Below are 17,327 nucleotides of genomic sequence, written 5' to 3'. Positions count from 1 at the left end.
GATTACCAGGCGCTGGCTTCGTTCAAGGTGCTGATATCATCCGCATCCAACTGAAGCCGGGTGGCGCTAACCAGCTCATCCAACTGTTTTAAGGACGTGGCGCTGACGATAGGTGCAGTAATGCTGGGCCGCGCGATCAGCCAGGCCAGTGAAACCTGTGCCGGCGTGGTGTGGTGCTTCTTCGCCACCTGATCCAAGCCTGCCAGAATGCTAAAGCCCCGCGGATTAAGGTACTGCGCGATCACTCTGTCGCCACGCTGACTTTTGCCGATATCGTGTTCACTGCGGTATTTCCCCGTCAGAAAACCGCTGGCCAGCGAGAAGAAGTTAATCACGCCCAACCCATGACGCTGCGCAACGGCCTCCAATCCCTGCTCATAGCCCGCCCGCGCATACAGGTTATATTCCGGTTGCAGGGTTTCGTAACGCGCCAGCCCTTCCTGCTTACTGATATTGAGGGCTTCTTCCAGACGATCGGCCTGGTAGTTAGACGCCCCTATTGCCCGCACTTTGCCGGCCTTGATTAATGCATCAAACGCCGCCAACGTTTCCGCAAGCGGCGTATCCCGATCGTCATCATGGGACTGATACAGATCGATATAGTCGGTCTGCAGACGGCGCAGGGAATCCTCCACCGCTTGCTGAATATAACGTGGCGACAGCCCCTGTTTACCCTCGCCCATCGGTTTGCCTACTTTGGTGGCGATAATCACCTGGTCGCGCTTGCCGCTCTTTTTCAACCATTCGCCAATCGTGGTTTCCGATTCCCCACCTACATTGCCCGGCGCCCAGCTCGAATACACATCCGCGGTATCGATAAAATTGAGCTGATTTTCCACCAACGCATCTAACAGGCTGAATGAGGTTTCACGATCCGCCGTCCAGCCAAACACGTTACCGCCGAAGGTCAATGCTGGTACTTTGATGCCTGAACGGCCCAGTTCTTTATGACTCATTGCATGCTCCATGGAGTTAATGATTTGCAGGTTAATTATTAGCGTGAAGGCAGAAAGTTCGCTAAAACCTATTCGCTATAAGCCGGATGCCATCGCTTATAAACATAGCACGATCAAATCTACAACTTATTCGGACAATGCTGACGGTTCCTCCATATTTCCTTCATTTTTATGCCGTCTTTCCTCGCTAAACTAGTATTCTGTAAGGAGTGTATTTTTTTGGCAATGCGTGCCCACGCACCTGCCCTTTGGAGAGATTTTCGCCACCATGAATGCAAAAAACCCTCGTCGTTCACTGATACTGCGCCTGCTGGTGGTCATCATCGTGGCTATTGCCGCCGTATTGATTTGGCGTCACTTCAGCGCAGCGCAGCCAGCCGCAGAGACGGCGCCGAGTGCACATCGCACCGGTGCGAATCCAGCGGGTGCAAGCCACGCAGGTGGCCGACGTGGTGGCTCTATATCACCGGTACAGGCCGCGACGGCTACCCAGCAGACCGTTCCCCGCTACCTGATCGGTCTGGGCACGGTCACTGCCGCCAATACTGTCACCGTAACCAGTCGGGTTGACGGACAATTGATGTCATTGCATTTCACCGAAGGGCAACAGGTAAAAGCCGGGGACTTGCTGGCCGTGATCGATCCTCGCCCTTACCAGGTTCTGTTAACTCAGGCACAAGGCCAATTGGCAAAAGATCAGGCCACGCTCGCTAACGCGCGACGCGATCTGGCACGCTACCAGCAGCTGGTCAAAACCAATCTGATTTCACGCCAAGAGCTGGATACCCAAGTGTCGTTGGTCCAGCAAACGGAAGGGGCCATTAAGGCAGACCAAGGCGCCGTCGACAGCGCGCAGCTGCAGTTGACGTACAGTAAGATCATTGCACCTATCTCAGGGCGCGTCGGGTTGAAGCAGGTGGATATGGGGAATTACATCACCAGCGGCACCACTGCCATTGTAGTGATCACGCAAACCCATCCGATCGACGTGGTGTTCACCCTGCCGGAAGGCAATATCAGCGATATCGTCAAGGCGCAGAAGGCCGGCCCGGTGAGCGTGGATGCCTGGGGCCGCACCAATAAAGCCCTGTTGGCGCAGGGCAGCCTGCTCAGCCTTGATAACCAGATCGACACCACCACCGGTACGATTAAATTGAAAGCGCAATACGCCAACGAAGACGATGCGCTGTTCCCTAACCAGTTTGTGAATGCGCGCCTGAAAGTCGCAACATTGCAGGACGCGGTCGTGGTGCCTACCGCCGCCGTGCAAATGGGCAACGAAGGTAACTTCGTCTGGACCATGGATGCAGAAAATAAGGTCAGTAAGCATCTCGTGACCCTGGGTATTGAAGACAGCCAAAATGTGGTTATCGCCAGCGGGCTCAACGCCGGACAACGGGTAGTGACCGACGGTATTGACCAATTGATTGAAGGCATGAAAGTGGAAGTGGTCACACCGCAGACCAAAACGACTGACAGCAGTGCCAAACCGCATACCAAGCGGGAGAAATCCTGATGCAGGTGATGACACCGAACCCCGGTGGTGGTCCATCCCGCCTATTTATCTTGCGCCCAGTAGCCACCACGCTGTTGATGGTGGCTATCTTGCTGGCGGGGATTATCGGTTATCGCTCACTGCCAGTATCTGCCTTGCCTGAAGTAGATTACCCCACCATTCAAGTGGTGACGTTATACCCCGGCGCCAGTCCAGATGTCGTGACATCGGCAATTACCGCCCCGCTGGAACGCCAATTCGGCCAAATGTCCGGGCTTAAACAAATGCTGTCGCAGAACTCCGGCGGCGCATCGGTGATCACGCTGCAATTCCAATTGGCACTGTCGTTAGATGTCGCCGAACAGGAAGTGCAGGCAGCGATTAACTCTGCCACGAACCTGCTGCCGACCGACCTGCCCTACCCCCCCATTTACAGCAAGGTTAACCCTGCCGATCCGCCTATTTTGACGCTGGCCGTGACCTCAACCGCCATGCCGATGACCCAGGTGGAGGATATGGTGGAAACCCGGGTCGCACAGAAAATATCCCAGGTGACCGGCGTTGGGTTGGTGACGCTGTCCGGCGGTCAACGGCCTGCCGTACGCGTTAAACTCAATGCCCCCGCCATGGCCGCCAATGGACTGGACAGCGAAACGGTTCGCACGGCCATTACCGGTGCCAACGTCAACTCGGCCAAGGGGAGCCTGGACGGCCCGGCGCGTTCAGTCACGCTGTCCGCCAACGATCAGATGAAGTCAGCCGATGAATATCGTCAGCTGATTGTCGCTTATAAAAATGGCGCGCCGATTCGGTTGCAGGATATTGCGACCGTTGAACAGGGTGCCGAAAATACCCGGCTGGCCGCCTGGGCCAACAAGCAGCCGGCGATCGTGCTGAACATCCAGCGCCAGCCGGGGGTCAACGTCATTACCACCGCCGACAGCATCCGTGAGATGTTGCCCACGCTGATCAAAAGCCTGCCGAAGTCAGTCGACGTCAAGGTACTGACGGACCGTACTACCACTATTCGCGCCTCCGTCAGCGACGTGCAATTTGAGCTGCTACTGGCTGTCGCCCTGGTAGTGATGGTCATTTACATCTTCCTGCGTAACGTGCCTGCCACCCTAATTCCGAGCGTTGCGGTGCCGCTGTCACTGATCGGCACCTTTGCCGTCATGTACTTTCTCGGCTTTTCGATCAACAACCTGACGTTAATGGCACTGACTATTGCCACCGGGTTTGTGGTCGATGACGCGATTGTGGTGATCGAAAACATCTCTCGCTATATCGAAAAAGGCGAGAAACCGCTCGATGCCGCGTTAAAAGGTGCCGGTGAAATCGGCTTCACCATTATTTCATTGACCTTCTCACTGGTGGCGGTGCTGATCCCGCTGCTGTTTATGGGGGATATTGTCGGCCGCTTGTTCCGTGAGTTTGCCGTCACGCTGGCCGTTGCGATTTTGATTTCGGCCTTTATTTCCCTGACGCTGACGCCAATGATGTGCGCACGCATGCTGAGCCATGAATCGCTGCGCAAGCAGAACCGTTTTTCTGCTGCTTCTGAGCGTTTCTTCGAGCGCGTGATTGCCGGCTACGGCGTTTGGCTGAAAAAAGTGCTTGATCACCAGTGGTTAACGCTCGGCGTGGCACTGAGTACCATGGCGCTCACGGTGCTGCTGTATCTGTTTATTCCGAAAGGGTTTTTCCCCATTCAGGATAATGGTTTGATACAGGGCACGCTGGAAGCACCGCAGTCGGTATCCTTCAGTAAAATGGCAGAACTGCAACAACAGGTGGCCGCCCAACTGCTGCAAGATCCGGCAGTGGAAAGCCTCACCTCGTTTATCGGCGTGGATGGCACCAATGCCGCCCTTAACAGCGGCCGTCTGCAAATCAACCTCAAACCCCTGAGCGAACGCAGCGGCAGCCTGCAAGAAATCATCAACAGGATGCAGCAACAGGCCGCTAAGCTACCCGGCCTGAATTTGTATCTGCAACCCGTGCAAGATTTGACCATCGATACGCAGGTCAGCCGTACCCAGTACCAGTTTACCCTGCAAGCCATGTCGCTGGAGCAGCTCAGTCAATGGGTGCCACAGTTGGTCGATGAACTGCGACAAACCCCGGCATTGCAAGACGTCAGCAGCGACTGGCAAGATCAGGGGTTGGAAGCCTATATCAACGTCGATCGCGACTCAGCCTCTCGGTTGGGTGTCCAAATGAGCGACGTGGACAGCGCGCTGTATAACGCCTTTGGCCAGCGGTTAATCTCCACCATCTACACTCAGGCGAACCAGTATCGCGTGGTGCTGGTGCATGACGTGCAGGCTACACCGGGCCTGGCTGCTTTGAACGATATCCGCCTGACCAGCAGTAACGGCACCATCGTGCCGCTGAACACGATTGCTAAAATCGAGCAGCGCAACGGGCCGTTATCCATCAACCATCTTGACCAATTCCCAGCCACCACGGTGTCGTTCAACGTGGCGGAGGGGTATTCACTTGAGCAGGCGGTCAATGCCATTACCCAGGTTGAGAAAAACCTCAACATGCCGAAAGACATCACCACCAAATTCCAAGGGGCAACGCTGGCGTTTCAGGCCGCACTCGGCAATACGCTGTGGCTTATCCTGGCCGCCGTGGTGGCAATGTATATCGTACTGGGCGTGCTGTATGAGAGCTTTATCCACCCGGTCACTATCCTCTCCACGCTGCCAACCGCCGGGGTCGGTGCGCTGCTAGCCTTGATGATGGCCGGCAGCGAGCTGGACGTGATCGCCATTATCGGCATCATCTTGCTGATCGGTATCGTGAAGAAAAACGCCATCATGATGATCGACTTCGCGCTCGCCGCCGAGCGTGAACAGGGCATGACGCCGTATGACGCGATCTATCAGGCTTGTCTGCTGCGCTTTAGGCCGATTTTAATGACCACGCTGGCCGCGTTGCTAGGGGCACTTCCGCTGATGCTCAGTACCGGTGTGGGCGCAGAGCTGCGCCGCCCGCTCGGCATCTGTATGGTGGGCGGCCTGATCATGAGCCAGATACTGACGTTATTTACCACCCCGGTGATTTACCTGCTGTTTGACAAACTGGCGCGCAATACTCACGTCAAAGAAGAATCGCAGGAGACACCGTGAAATTCTTCTCGCTGTTTATCTTTAGGCCGGTCGCGACGACCCTGCTGACGCTGGCGATTGCGTTAGCCGGGGCGCTGGGGTTTAGCCTGTTGCCGGTCGCCCCTTTGCCGCAGGTAGACTACCCGGTGATCTCTATCACTGCCACTCTGCCGGGCGCCGATCCAGAAACCATGGCGACCTCTGTCGCCACGCCATTGGAGCGCGCACTCGGCCGCATCGCCGGGGTCAATGAAATGACCTCCATGAGCTCACTGGGCAGCACCCGCATTATCCTGCAGTTTGATCTTAACCGTGATATCAATGGCGCTGCGCGTGACGTGCAGGCGGCGATCAACGCGGCACAAAGCCTGCTACCCTCCGGCATGCCAAGCCGCCCCACCTATCGCCAGATGAACCCCTCCGACGCGCCGATCATGATCCTGACGCTGACGTCCGATACTTACAACCAGGGGCAACTTTATGACTTCGCGTCCACCCAATTGGCGCAAAAAATCTCGCAGACCGATGGCGTAGGCGATGTCACCGTGGGCGGGAGCTCCCTGCCGGCAGTGCGCGTCGAGTTAAATCCGTCCGCGCTGTTTAACCAGGGCGTATCACTGGACAGTGTGCGCCAGGCTATCAGCAACGCCAACCTGCGTACGCCGCTGGGGTCGGCGGAAAGCCAGGACAAACGCTGGCAGATACAAAGCAACGATCAAATCAAGAAGGCAGAAGGCTACAAGCCGCTGATCGTGCATTACAACAACGGTTCAGCCGTACGCCTCAGCGACGTCGCTGACGTCATTGATTCGGTCCAGGACGTCCGCAATGCCGGGATGACCAATGCCCAACCGGCCATTCTGCTGGTGGTAAGCCGTTCGCCCGATGCCAACATTATTGATACCGTCGATCGTATCCGCGCGGAACTGCCAAACCTGAGGGAGAGCATCCCCGCGTCGATCAAATTGAACATTGCCCAGGACCGTTCTCCGACCATTCGTGCCTCACTGGCCGAGGTGGAACAATCGCTGGTGATCGCCATTGCGTTAGTGATCCTGGTCGTTTTTGCCTTCCTGCGCTCCGGGCGCGCCACGTTGATCCCGGCAGTCGCCGTACCGGTTTCACTGATTGGTACCTTCGCCGCCATGTACCTGTGCGGCTTTAGCCTGAACAATCTGTCACTGATGGCGCTCACGATCGCGACGGGCTTTGTGGTGGACGACGCCATCGTGGTCCTGGAGAATATCTCGCGCCACGTCGAAGCCGGTATGAAACCGCTCCAGGCCGCTCTGCAAGGGATCCGTGAAGTCGGTTTTACCGTGCTCTCGATGAGTATGTCGCTGGTGGCGGTGTTTATTCCGCTGCTCTTGATGGACGGTCTGCCTGGCCGTCTGTTCCGCGAATTTGCCGTCACCTTGTCAGTGTCGATCGGCCTGTCATTACTGATATCTTTGACCCTGACGCCAATGATGTGCGCCTATTTGCTGCGCCAGCAACCGGCACACTCGCAGCGGCGGGTTCGGGGTTTTGGCAAACTGTTGTTGAAGCTGCAACAAGGCTACGGGCGTTCGCTGAACTGGGTGCTCAATCATTCGCGTTGGGTGCTGGTTGTACTGTTGGCCACCGTGGCACTGAATGTTTGGTTGTACATCAGCATCCCAAAAACCTTTTTCCCGGAGCAGGATACCGGTCGCCTGATGGGATCAATTCAGGCTGACCAGAGTATCTCGTTCCAATCGATGCGCGTGAAGCTGCAAGATTTTATGACCATTGTGCGTGATGACCCCGCCGTGGATAACGTCACAGGCTTTACCGGCGGTTCGCGCACCAACAGCGGTTCAATGTTTATCTCCCTGAAACCGCTGTCCGAACGCAAGGAAAGCGCTCAACAGGTGATTGCCCGCTTGCGCGCAAAATTGGCGAAGGAACCGGGTGCCAGCCTGTTCCTCATGGCCGTTCAGGATATTCGCGTGGGCGGCAGACAGGCCAATGCCAGCTATCAGTACACCCTACTTTCTGACGATTTGAGCGCCCTGCGCACCTGGGAGCCTAAAATCCGCACCGCCCTGGCCGCGCTGCCCGAATTGGCAGACGTCAACTCGGATCAACAGGATAAAGGCTCGGAAATGGACCTGATTTATGACCGTGACACCATGGCGCGGCTGGGTATCTCGGTTTCCGACGCCAATAACCTGCTCGACAACGCTTTTGGCCAGCGCCAGATATCCACCATTTACCAACCGCTCAATCAGTACAAGGTGGTCATGGAGGTGGCTCCGGCCTATACGCAAGACGTCAGCTCTCTGGATAAAATGTTCATTATCAACAGTGAAGGCAAAGCGATCCCCTTGTCCTACTTTGCCCACTGGCAGCCGGCCAATGCGCCTTTGGCCGTAAACCATCAGGGGCTTTCTGCCGCCTCGACCATTTCGTTTAACCTGCCGCTCGGTTACAGTCTGGGGGATGCTACCGATGCCGTAACCCGTGCCATGACTGCGCTCGGCGTTCCCTCGACCGTACGCGGCGCCTTTGCCGGAACGGCGCAGGTCTTCCAGGAGACGCTGAAATCCCAGGTGATCCTGATCCTGGCGGCGATAGCCACGGTATATATCGTGCTCGGTATTCTCTATGAAAGTTATATTCATCCGCTGACTATCTTGTCCACCCTGCCCTCCGCAGGCGTGGGTGCATTGCTGGCGCTGGAGCTTTTCGGGGCGCCGTTCAGCCTGATAGCATTGATTGGCATCATGCTGTTGATCGGCATTGTGAAGAAAAACGCCATCATGATGGTCGACTTCGCTCTTGATGCGCAGCGCAACGGCGGTATCAGCGCACGTGATGCCATTTTCCAGGCATGTCTACTGCGTTTCAGACCGATCATGATGACCACATTGGCCGCGTTGTTCGGCGCTCTGCCGCTGGTGCTAACCAGCGGTGACGGTGCTGAATTGCGCCAACCGCTGGGGATCACCATCGCCGGTGGGCTGGTGATGAGCCAACTGTTGACGCTGTACACCACGCCGGTGGTCTATCTGTATTTTGACCGATTGCAGATGAAGTTACGTCGCGGCAAGAAATTGGTTCCGCTGCCTCAATAATGGTTGCCTGATGCTCATAAAACATACCGCCTCAGTACAGTGGCAACTCTGGATTGTGGCGTTCGGCTTCTTCATGCAGACGCTGGACACCACCATCGTCAATACCGCCCTGCCGTCGATGGCCGTCAGCCTGGGGGAGAATCCGCTGCGCATGCAGTCCGTGATCGTTTCCTATGTGTTGACGGTAGCGGTGATGCTGCCCGCCAGCGGCTGGCTGGCGGACCGGGTTGGGGTGCAGCGGGTATTTTTCAGCGCCATCGTCCTGTTCACGCTGGGTTCCATCCTGTGTGCCCGTTCTGAAACCCTCAATGAGCTGATCGCCTCGCGGGTCATTCAGGGGATTGGCGGGGCGATGATGGTGCCGGTTGGCCGGTTGACGGTGATGAAAATCGTCCCGCGCGAACAGTACATGGCAGCGATGACCTTCGTCACCCTACCCGGCCAAATCGGCCCACTGATGGGGCCGGCACTGGGTGGATTTCTCGTCCAGTACGCCAGTTGGCACTGGATTTTCCTGATCAATATTCCAGTCGGCATTGCCGGGGCCATCGCCACGCTATTGTTAATGCCTAACTACCGTATGCAGACGCGGCGCTTTGACATCAGCGGTTTTATCATGCTGGCGATCGGCATGGCGACGCTGACCCTGGCGCTTGATGGACACAAAGGGATGGGGCTGTCGGCGACCGCTATCTCAGGCCTGGTTGCAGCCGGTGTGGCGGCATTGGCCGGCTATTGGTGGCATGCGCACGGCAACAGTCGCGCGTTATTCTCACTCAGGCTGTTCAAAACGCAGACCTACAAGGTGGGGCTGACGGCAAGCCTGCTGGGCCGTATCGGCAGCGGTATGTTGCCGTTTATGACCCCGCTATTTATGCAAGTTGGCATGGGGTTTTCCCCGTTCCACGCCGGATTGATGATGATCCCGATGATCATCGGCAGTATGGGAATGAAGCGGATTGTGGTACGGGTCGTTAACCGTTTTGGGTACCGCAATGTGCTGGTGGCCGCCACGCTGATGCTGGCGCTGGTCAGCCTCAGTTTCCCGTTGGTGGCGATGATCGGCTGGATCTGGCTTTTGCCCGTGGTGCTGTTCTTCCAGGGAATGGTCAATTCACTGCGCTTCTCGGCAATGAACACCCTCACGCTCAAGGACCTGCCGGACAGGCTAGCCAGCAGTGGGAACAGCCTGCTTTCGATGGTGATGCAACTGTCGATGAGCCTCGGCGTCAGCCTCGCCGGTATTCTTATTGGCAGCTTTGCCCATCATCAGGTGGTCACCGACAGCCCGGCAATTCACAGCGCATTTATTTACAGCTACTGCTGCATGGCATTGATCATTGCCCTGCCCGCACTGGCCTTCGCCCGCGTCCCGGCTGATACCGCGCCCAACCGTACGCTGACCAAAGAGCCGGGGACCGGCACCACGAGGTTGCAATAATGAAACTAGGCATTACCGGCAAGCTGTTCATGGCCATTTTCGCCACCTGCATGCTGGTGTTAATCACCATGCATTGGGGCGTTCGTGTTAGCTTTGAACGCGGCTTTATCGACTACATCAAGAACAGCAACGAACAACGTATCAACATGCTGAGTGAAGCGCTGGAAGAACAATACAGTCGCCACGGCAACTGGGTTTTTCTGCGCAATAACGATCAGGTGATTTACCAGATCATGCGCTCGTTCGAACAAAACAGCGACAGCAGCCACAACTTGCCGCCCAAGGGGTGGCGCACCCAGTTCTGGGTGGTAGACAGCCAGTTTAACCGCCTGGTGGGCCATTCAGGCCCGGTGCCGAAAGAAGGCCCGCGCCATCCTATTCGTTACAACAATGAAATTGTCGGTTGGGTGATCACCACCCCAATAGAGAGGCTAACGCGCAACACCGACATTAATTTCGATCAACAGCAAAGGCGCACCAGTTGGATGATTGTCGCCCTTTCCACACTGTTAGCGGCGGCCGTTACCTGGCTAATGTCGCGCGGGTTGCTGGCCCCGGTCAAACGGTTGGTTGCCGGTACTCATCGGCTGGCCGCGGGGGATTTCAGCACCCGTGTGGCGGTCAGCAGCCAGGATGAGTTAGGGCGGCTGGCACAGGACTTTAACCAGCTTGCCACCTCTCTGGAAAAAAACGAACAGATGCGGCGCGCCGTTATGGCTGACGTCTCGCACGAGTTGCGCACCCCGTTGGCGGTATTGCGCGGCGAACTGGAAGCGTTACAGGACGGCGTGCGCCAACCCACCCCCGCTTCACTCAATTCGTTGCAGGCAGAAGTCTCTACCCTGACCAAGCTGGTGGACGATCTGCATCAGCTGTCGTTATCCGATCTGGGCGCACTCGCCTACCGTAAATCCCCGGTCGACTGTGTGCATCTACTGCAAATTGCGGTTGCCAGTTTCCGCGAGCGGTTTCGTGCCAAGGGGCTGGAGATTGTGACTCTGCTGCCTGAACAGGCACCGCTGTTTGGCGATCCCGATCGCCTCAACCAGCTATTTAATAACCTGCTGGAAAACAGCCTGCGGTACACCGACGCGGGCGGTAAGTTGGAAATCGGCGCTGAACAATCGCCAGACTGCTTGCGTGTTTACTGGCAAGACAGTGCACCTGGCGTCACTGACGAACAGTTGGCGCGTATTTTTGAACGTTTCTACCGCACCGAAGGTTCGCGCAATCGCGCCAGCGGCGGCTCGGGTCTGGGGCTGTCGATCTGTCAAAATATTGTGGAAGCGCACAACGGGACGATCCACGCACAGCACTCGCCTTTAGGCGGCGTGCGGATTACAGTAGAATTTGCCACCCCGTTAATGAATAAGGCGTCATGATGGAAACCCAGAATCAACCGTTGCAGATTATGATTGTTGAAGATGAACCCAAACTCGGTCAGCTGTTGGTGGATTATCTGCAGGCTGCAGGGTACGCCACGCATTGGCTGACCAACGGCAGCGAGGTGGTGCCTGCGGTACATGAGCATAGCCCTGCACTGATCCTGTTGGATCTGATGCTACCGGGGGCCGATGGGTTGACGGTTTGCCGCGAACTGCGCCGCTTTACCGATGTCCCGGTTGTGATGGTGACGGCGAAGATTGAGGAGATCGATCGCTTGCTGGGGCTGGAGATCGGTGCAGACGATTATATCTGCAAGCCTTACAGCCCGCGTGAAGTGGTCGCTCGAGTAAAAACCATCCTGCGCCGCTGCCATCGCCCGCTGGATAATTCGCAGGAAGAAACGCAGCTTCACATCGATGAACCGCGTTTTCAGGCCAGCTATCAGAACCATATGCTGGATCTCACGCCCGCAGAATTTCGTCTGCTGAAAACCCTCGCCAGCCAGCCAGGTAACGTATTCTCACGCGAACAGCTGTTGAACAACCTGTATGACGACTACCGAGTAGTGACCGATCGCACCATCGACAGCCATATCAAAAACCTGCGGCGTAAGCTGGAGCTGATCGACGGAGAAAAATCCTTCATCCGTTCGGTATACGGTGTGGGATACCGCTGGGAAGCCGAGGCCTGTCGGCTGGTAAATGGACTTTAACCGGCCGGACGTCCGGTCCTCTACCGCCAACCCCGGCAGCATGCCGAATGCCCGGTAGTGAGTCACTCACGTCGCACCGCGGCTCTGCGCGTGTGCGGCGGTAAGCCACGCCGCCTTGTGCCATCACAATCCTCCGTTAGCTTCCTGTGCTACAGCACGATTCGCTGATTGAAACTCAACGCCAGCGCAAAAAAATTGCGTATTTTTTGCGCTACGCTTCTCAGATAAGGTTTGTTAGCCGCTCAGTTTCACGCTATTGGCTACACTTACATCACTTATCGGAACCCACAGGAGAGGAACCATGGCAATCGGTCACTATGAGCTGAAAAAAGCAAAGAATGGACAGTACCACTTCAACCTGAAAGCCAGTAATGGCGAAATCATTTTGGCCAGTGAGATGTACGCCAGCAAAGCCTCGGCGGAAAATGGCATTGCCTCTGTGCAAACCAATTCACCTCACGAAGCGCAATATGAACTGAAACACAGCACCAGCAATCAGCCTTACTTTGTCCTGAAAGCCAAAAACCATCAGGTAATCGGCGTCAGCGAAATGTACAGCTCTGAAACTGCGGCAAAAAACGGTATTCAGTCGGTGATCAAGAATGGCCCGAGCACCGACGTGCGCGATGTAAGCGCATAACAGCATCTGTGCGGCGCGCGATGGCCGCCATCGCGCGTTTTTCTTATGACCAGGATCAATCTCCCTGTAATAAATCCGGTTACCTGCTGATTTCTTGCCGCGCTACCGCTACAATTCCCCGCTTTTACTGCGCCATTTGGGGCGCGTTATACCCACTGGCTTTCCTACCGCAGCCAGGCGGCAAATTCGTGAGTCTCCAGGCGCTTGGTAAACCCAGTGACCAGGATGAACGAATACCGCCAACAGCGCTGCGGTTATAAAGACAGAGGTATACTGACCTGAAATCAGACCGAGACTCATTATGTTTACTCCGGAACTCCTCTCCCCGGCCGGCACGCTGAAAAACATGCGTTACGCCTTTGCCTATGGTGCTGACGCGGTGTATGCCGGCCAGCCACGTTACAGCCTGCGGGTGCGCAACAACGAATTCAATCACGAGAACCTGGCGCAGGGCATTAACGAAGCCCACGCACTGGGTAAGAAATTCTACGTGGTCGTGAATATCGCTCCGCACAATGCCAAACTGAAAACCTTCTTGCGCGATCTTAAACCTGTGATCGACATGGGCCCCGACGCGCTGATCATGTCCGATCCCGGCCTGATCATGATGGTGCGTGAGGCCTTCCCGCACATGGATATTCACCTGTCTGTGCAGGCAAATGCGGTGAACTGGGCAACGGTGAAATTCTGGCAGCAAATGGGGCTGACGCGGGTGATCTTGTCGCGTGAACTGTCGCTCGAAGAGATCGCCGAGATCCGCACTCAAGTGCCAGACATGGAGCTGGAGATTTTCGTTCATGGCGCCCTGTGCATGGCCTACTCCGGCCGCTGCCTGTTGTCCGGTTATATCAACAAACGCGATCCGAATCAGGGCACATGCACCAACGCCTGTCGCTGGCAGTACAAAGCGGAAGAAGGCAAAGAAGACGATACCGGTAATATCGTGCATATCCATGAGCCTATCCCGGTACAAACCGTTGAACCAACATTGGGTATCGGTGCGCCAACCGACAAAGTGTTCATGCTCTCAGAAGCCCAAAAACCGGGCGAGTATATGAGCGCCTTCGAGGATGAACACGGCACTTACATCATGAACTCGAAAGATCTGCGTGCCATTCAGCACGTGGAACGTCTGACACAGCTCGGCGTACATTCGCTTAAAATCGAAGGCCGCACCAAATCCTTCTACTACTGCGCCCGCACTGCACAAGTCTACCGCCGCGCTATCGACGACGCGGTTGCCGGCAAACCGTTCGATGCCACATTGCTCACCACGCTGGAAGGCCTGGCGCATCGCGGTTACACCGAAGGTTTCCTGCGTCGCCACGTGCATGACGCGCAGCAAAATTACGATTACGGCTCTTCATTGTCTGAACGTCAGCAGTTTGTCGGTGAATTTACCGGCGTGCGCCGTGACGGTTGGGCTGAAGTCGATGTGAAAAACAAGTTCCTGCTCGGTGATAGCGTAGAAATGATGACCCCCGGCGGTAACGTCCTGTTTACCCTGGAGAGCATGCAAAATAAGAAAGGCGAGGCGATCGACGTGGCGCCTGGCAATGGGCATATCGTTTATTTGCCGATCCCACAAGATATCGATCTCAATTACGCGCTGCTGATCAGAAATTTGCCGGATACCAATAGTCCTGCGGCATAAAATGCAGATTACGCGGCTTTAAGGGCGTTTTTTAGCAAATATTAGAATTGGATCACATCAATTAGTTCGCAGCTTGGTTACCATCAGGCTGCTTAAAACTAAGAACGAAAAATATTTGCATAGCAATACTAGGAACCACCTCCTTAGCCGGTCCAATCTCCCTTGGACTGGCTTTTTCTTTGGTAGAAAAGAAATATCGATAAAAATATATCCATGATATTTCAATTACATGCCACCTCTGTCTTTAATAACGCTCACAACTATTTCGATATAAAAATAATGCTACAGCGATAAGTTAATTCATTAACTAAAATCGTTAACACGGCTACGACATATATCTCAAATTAAGCCAATCATTCAGAGATAACCACTGTGTAATGGTTATTCATCCGAATTAACTGAATATTCTTATGGTCTGCCGCCGATAGGTAGTTTATCGTTGATCACTATCTGTTTTTAGCCGGGAGATATCAGGAATGCATCCATCAGCACCCGCGCTTCTTATCATTAATGGTAAAAGCGCCGGCAACGAAGAGCTCCGTATTGCAGTACAAACGCTGCGGGATGAAGGCCTGACACTGCATGTTCGCGTTACCTGGGAATATGGGGACGCCGCGCGTTATGCACAGGAAGCCTGGCAACTGGGGGTAGCCACGCTGATTGCCGGCGGGGGCGATGGCACGATCAACGAAGTTGCCGCCGCGCTGACCGCCTTACCCGCAGATAAACGGCCCGCGCTGGGTATTGTGCCTCTGGGCACGGCCAACGACTTCGCCATGGCCTGCAATATCCCACCGATGCCGGAACAGGCGCTACGGTTGGCGATGAAAGGCCGCGCCGTCCCTATCGATTTGGCGAAGGTGAATGATAAACGCTATTTTATCAATATGGCGACGGGCGGCTTCGGCACCCGAATCACTACCGAGACGCCAGAAAAGCTAAAGGCGGTGCTGGGCGGTGTTTCCTACTTTATCCACGGCCTGTTGCGCATGGATACGCTCAAGGCCGATCGCTGCGAAATCCGTGGGCCGGATTTCCATTGGGCCGGTGATGCGTTGGTGATTGGCATCGGTAACGGCAAACAGGCCGGAGGTGGACAGCAATTGTGCCCAGATGCCCTTATCAACGACGGATTGCTGCAACTACGCCTACTGATCGCGGACGAGTTATTGCCGGCATTGGTGGCTAGCCTGTTTAACGGTGAAGAAAACAAAAACGTTATCGGCGCCGCGTTACCCTGGTTGGAAATCAGTGCCCCCCATGAGATGACGTTTAATCTCGACGGAGAACCGCTGAAGGGAACCCGCTTCCGCATTGAAGTCCTGCCCAATGCCATCGAGTGCCGCCTGCCCCCTAATTGCGAACTACTCGGACAGACGTCTTCACGTTAATCGCTGCCAGCGGCGCCCAGCAGAACGTTGAGCGCCCCAGGTAGGCTGGCACAGCCTCTGTGCCGCCCCCCTTAACATCCCCCTGTCCTCTGCACTTTATTCTGCGATGAAATGTGATCTTCTCCGGCAAATCCTTTAAATCATACTTGTATGGTAGTTAGTTCATGGCGTATTTTTTGCCCATTCGAATCACCCTTGGGAAGAGGATTAGCCGTTATGAAGATCATTAACGCAGAGGTATTTGTGACCTGCCCAGGCAGGAATTTTGTCACGCTAAAGATCACCACTGACGACGGAATTACCGGTATCGGCGACGCAACGCTTAATGGCCGTGAACTGCCGGTTGCGTCCTATCTGAAAGATCACGTCTGCCCACAATTGATCGGGCGAGACGCACACCAGATCGAAGACATCTGGCAATTCTTCTACAAAGGCGCCTACTGGCGGCGCGGCCCCGTCACCATGTCTGCCATCTCCGCCGTAGACATGGCCTTGTGGGACATCAAGGGTAAGGCCGCCAACATGCCGCTGTATCAGTTATTGGGCGGCGCATCACGCACCGGCGTGATGGTTTACTGCCATACCACCGGTCATTCCATCGACGAAGTCCTCGATGACTACGCCAAGCATAAAGAATTGGGCTTTAAGGCCATCCGCGCGCAGTGCGGCGTACCGGGCATGAAAACCACTTATGGCATGGCCAAGGGCAAGGGGTTGGCGTATGAGCCGGCCACCAAGGGCAACTGGCCGGAAGAGCAGTTGTGGTCAACGGAAAAGTACCTCGACTTCACCCCCAAGCTGTTCGACGCCGTGCGCAACCGGTTCGGCTTCGATGAGCATTTGCTGCACGACATGCACCACCGGCTAACGCCCATTGAGGCTGCGCGCTTTGGTAAAAGCATTGAGCAGTACCGGCTGTTCTGGATGGAGGATCCAACGCCTGCGGAAAACCAGGAATGCTTCCGCCTGATCCGCCAGCATACCGTCACACCCATCGCCGTCGGCGAAGTGTTCAACAGCATCTGGGACTGCAAGCAACTGATTGAAGAACAACTGATCGATTATATCCGTACCACCCTCACCCACGCTGGCGGGATCACCGGCATGCGCCGCATTGCCGATTTTGCTTCGCTGTATCAAGTGCGTACCGGCTCACACGGCCCCTCCGATCTGTCGCCCATCTGCATGGCGGCGGCGCTGCACTTTGATCTGTGGGTACCGAACTTCGGCGTTCAGGAATACATGGGTTATTCCGAGCAAATGCTCGAGGTCTTCCCACATAACTGGAGTTTCAACGACGGTTATATGCACCCCGGCAACAAACCGGGCCTGGGCATTGAGTTCGATGAAAAACGGGCTGCCCGTTATCCCTACGAGCCCGCTTATCTGCCGGTCGCACGCCTGGAGGATGGCACCTTATGGAATTGGTAACAGG

11 protein-coding genes are annotated in these 17,327 nt (G+C 55.6%); 10 read left to right on the top strand and 1 reads right to left on the bottom strand.

Going from position 1 to position 17,327, the window contains the following annotated elements; all coding sequences use genetic code 11:
* Positions 1–2: 2 nt before the first annotated feature.
* Complete coding sequence (locus ACI2J2_RS20655; RefSeq protein WP_404760751.1) at positions 3–956, bottom strand: aldo/keto reductase; 954 nt, start codon at positions 954–956, stop codon at positions 3–5.
* A 268-nt stretch (positions 957–1,224) separates the two neighbouring features.
* Here ACI2J2_RS20655 and ACI2J2_RS20650 point away from each other — a divergent pair, with 268 nt between their 5' ends.
* The 10 genes from ACI2J2_RS20650 (at position 1,225) to manD (ending at position 17,323) form a co-directional block, all read left to right on the top strand.
* Complete coding sequence (locus ACI2J2_RS20650) at positions 1,225–2,472, top strand: MdtA/MuxA family multidrug efflux RND transporter periplasmic adaptor subunit (RefSeq protein WP_404760750.1); 1,248 nt, start codon at positions 1,225–1,227, stop codon at positions 2,470–2,472.
* The gene (locus tag ACI2J2_RS20645) at positions 2,472–5,591 is read left to right on the top strand and encodes an MdtB/MuxB family multidrug efflux RND transporter permease subunit (RefSeq protein ID WP_404760749.1); all 3,120 of its coding nucleotides are present in this window, start codon (positions 2,472–2,474) and stop codon (positions 5,589–5,591) included. The genes ACI2J2_RS20650 and ACI2J2_RS20645 overlap by 1 nt, the downstream gene beginning before the upstream one ends.
* Complete coding sequence (mdtC, locus tag ACI2J2_RS20640; protein ID WP_265555399.1) at positions 5,588–8,668, top strand: multidrug efflux RND transporter permease subunit MdtC; 3,081 nt, start codon at positions 5,588–5,590, stop codon at positions 8,666–8,668. Before ACI2J2_RS20645 ends, mdtC begins: the two co-directional genes overlap by 4 nt.
* A gap of 10 nt (positions 8,669–8,678) precedes the next feature.
* Complete coding sequence (locus ACI2J2_RS20635) at positions 8,679–10,109, top strand: MFS transporter (protein ID WP_265555397.1); 1,431 nt, start codon at positions 8,679–8,681, stop codon at positions 10,107–10,109.
* Positions 10,109–11,491, top strand: coding sequence for a two-component system sensor histidine kinase BaeS (gene baeS / locus ACI2J2_RS20630; RefSeq protein ID WP_265555396.1), 1,383 nt, complete (start codon positions 10,109–10,111; stop codon positions 11,489–11,491). Before ACI2J2_RS20635 ends, baeS begins: the two co-directional genes overlap by 1 nt.
* Entirely contained in the window at positions 11,491–12,207 is a 717-nt protein-coding gene (gene baeR, locus ACI2J2_RS20625) for a two-component system response regulator BaeR (RefSeq protein WP_209638241.1), read from the top strand. Before baeS ends, baeR begins: the two co-directional genes overlap by 1 nt.
* Before the next feature lie 301 nt (positions 12,208–12,508).
* Positions 12,509–12,847, top strand: a complete 339-nt coding sequence (locus ACI2J2_RS20620) for a YegP family protein (protein ID WP_209638242.1) — start codon at positions 12,509–12,511, stop codon at positions 12,845–12,847.
* Positions 12,848–13,148: 301 nt separating this feature from the next.
* Positions 13,149–14,501, top strand: a complete 1,353-nt coding sequence (gene yegQ, locus ACI2J2_RS20615; RefSeq protein WP_209638243.1) for a tRNA 5-hydroxyuridine modification protein YegQ — start codon at positions 13,149–13,151, stop codon at positions 14,499–14,501.
* A gap of 476 nt (positions 14,502–14,977) precedes the next feature.
* Positions 14,978–15,892, top strand: a complete 915-nt coding sequence (yegS, locus tag ACI2J2_RS20610) for a lipid kinase YegS (RefSeq protein ID WP_404760748.1) — start codon at positions 14,978–14,980, stop codon at positions 15,890–15,892.
* Positions 15,893–16,108: 216 nt separating this feature from the next.
* On the top strand, positions 16,109–17,323 hold the full coding sequence (manD, locus tag ACI2J2_RS20605; RefSeq protein ID WP_209638245.1) for a D-mannonate dehydratase ManD: 1,215 nt from the start codon (positions 16,109–16,111) through the stop codon (positions 17,321–17,323).
* Positions 17,324–17,327 lie beyond the last annotated feature (4 nt).

Origin of the sequence: Serratia sp. NPDC087055 (genome assembly GCF_044900985.1) — a bacterium.
In the GTDB taxonomy this organism is placed as follows: Bacteria; Pseudomonadota; Gammaproteobacteria; order Enterobacterales; family Enterobacteriaceae; genus Serratia.
The sequence above is the reverse complement of the archived record's forward strand: the minus strand, read 5'-3'. Positions and strand labels throughout refer to the sequence as shown.

Bases quoted from the DNA above. Each gene is read 5' to 3' on its own strand.
- ACI2J2_RS20655 (WP_404760751.1), bottom strand. From the start codon at position 956: ATGAGTCATAAAGAACTGGGCCGTTCAGGCATCAAAGTACCAGCATTG.
- ACI2J2_RS20650 (WP_404760750.1), top strand. From the start codon at position 1,225: ATGAATGCAAAAAACCCTCGTCGTTCACTGATACTGCGCCTGCTGGTG.
- ACI2J2_RS20645 (WP_404760749.1), top strand. From the start codon at position 2,472: ATGCAGGTGATGACACCGAACCCCGGTGGTGGTCCATCCCGCCTATTT.
- ACI2J2_RS20635 (WP_265555397.1), top strand. From the start codon at position 8,679: ATGCTCATAAAACATACCGCCTCAGTACAGTGGCAACTCTGGATTGTG.
- baeS (WP_265555396.1), top strand. From the start codon at position 10,109: ATGAAACTAGGCATTACCGGCAAGCTGTTCATGGCCATTTTCGCCACC.
- baeR (WP_209638241.1), top strand. From the start codon at position 11,491: ATGGAAACCCAGAATCAACCGTTGCAGATTATGATTGTTGAAGATGAA.
- ACI2J2_RS20620 (WP_209638242.1), top strand. From the start codon at position 12,509: ATGGCAATCGGTCACTATGAGCTGAAAAAAGCAAAGAATGGACAGTAC.
- yegQ (WP_209638243.1), top strand. From the start codon at position 13,149: ATGTTTACTCCGGAACTCCTCTCCCCGGCCGGCACGCTGAAAAACATG.
- yegS (WP_404760748.1), top strand. From the start codon at position 14,978: ATGCATCCATCAGCACCCGCGCTTCTTATCATTAATGGTAAAAGCGCC.
- manD (WP_209638245.1), top strand. From the start codon at position 16,109: ATGAAGATCATTAACGCAGAGGTATTTGTGACCTGCCCAGGCAGGAAT.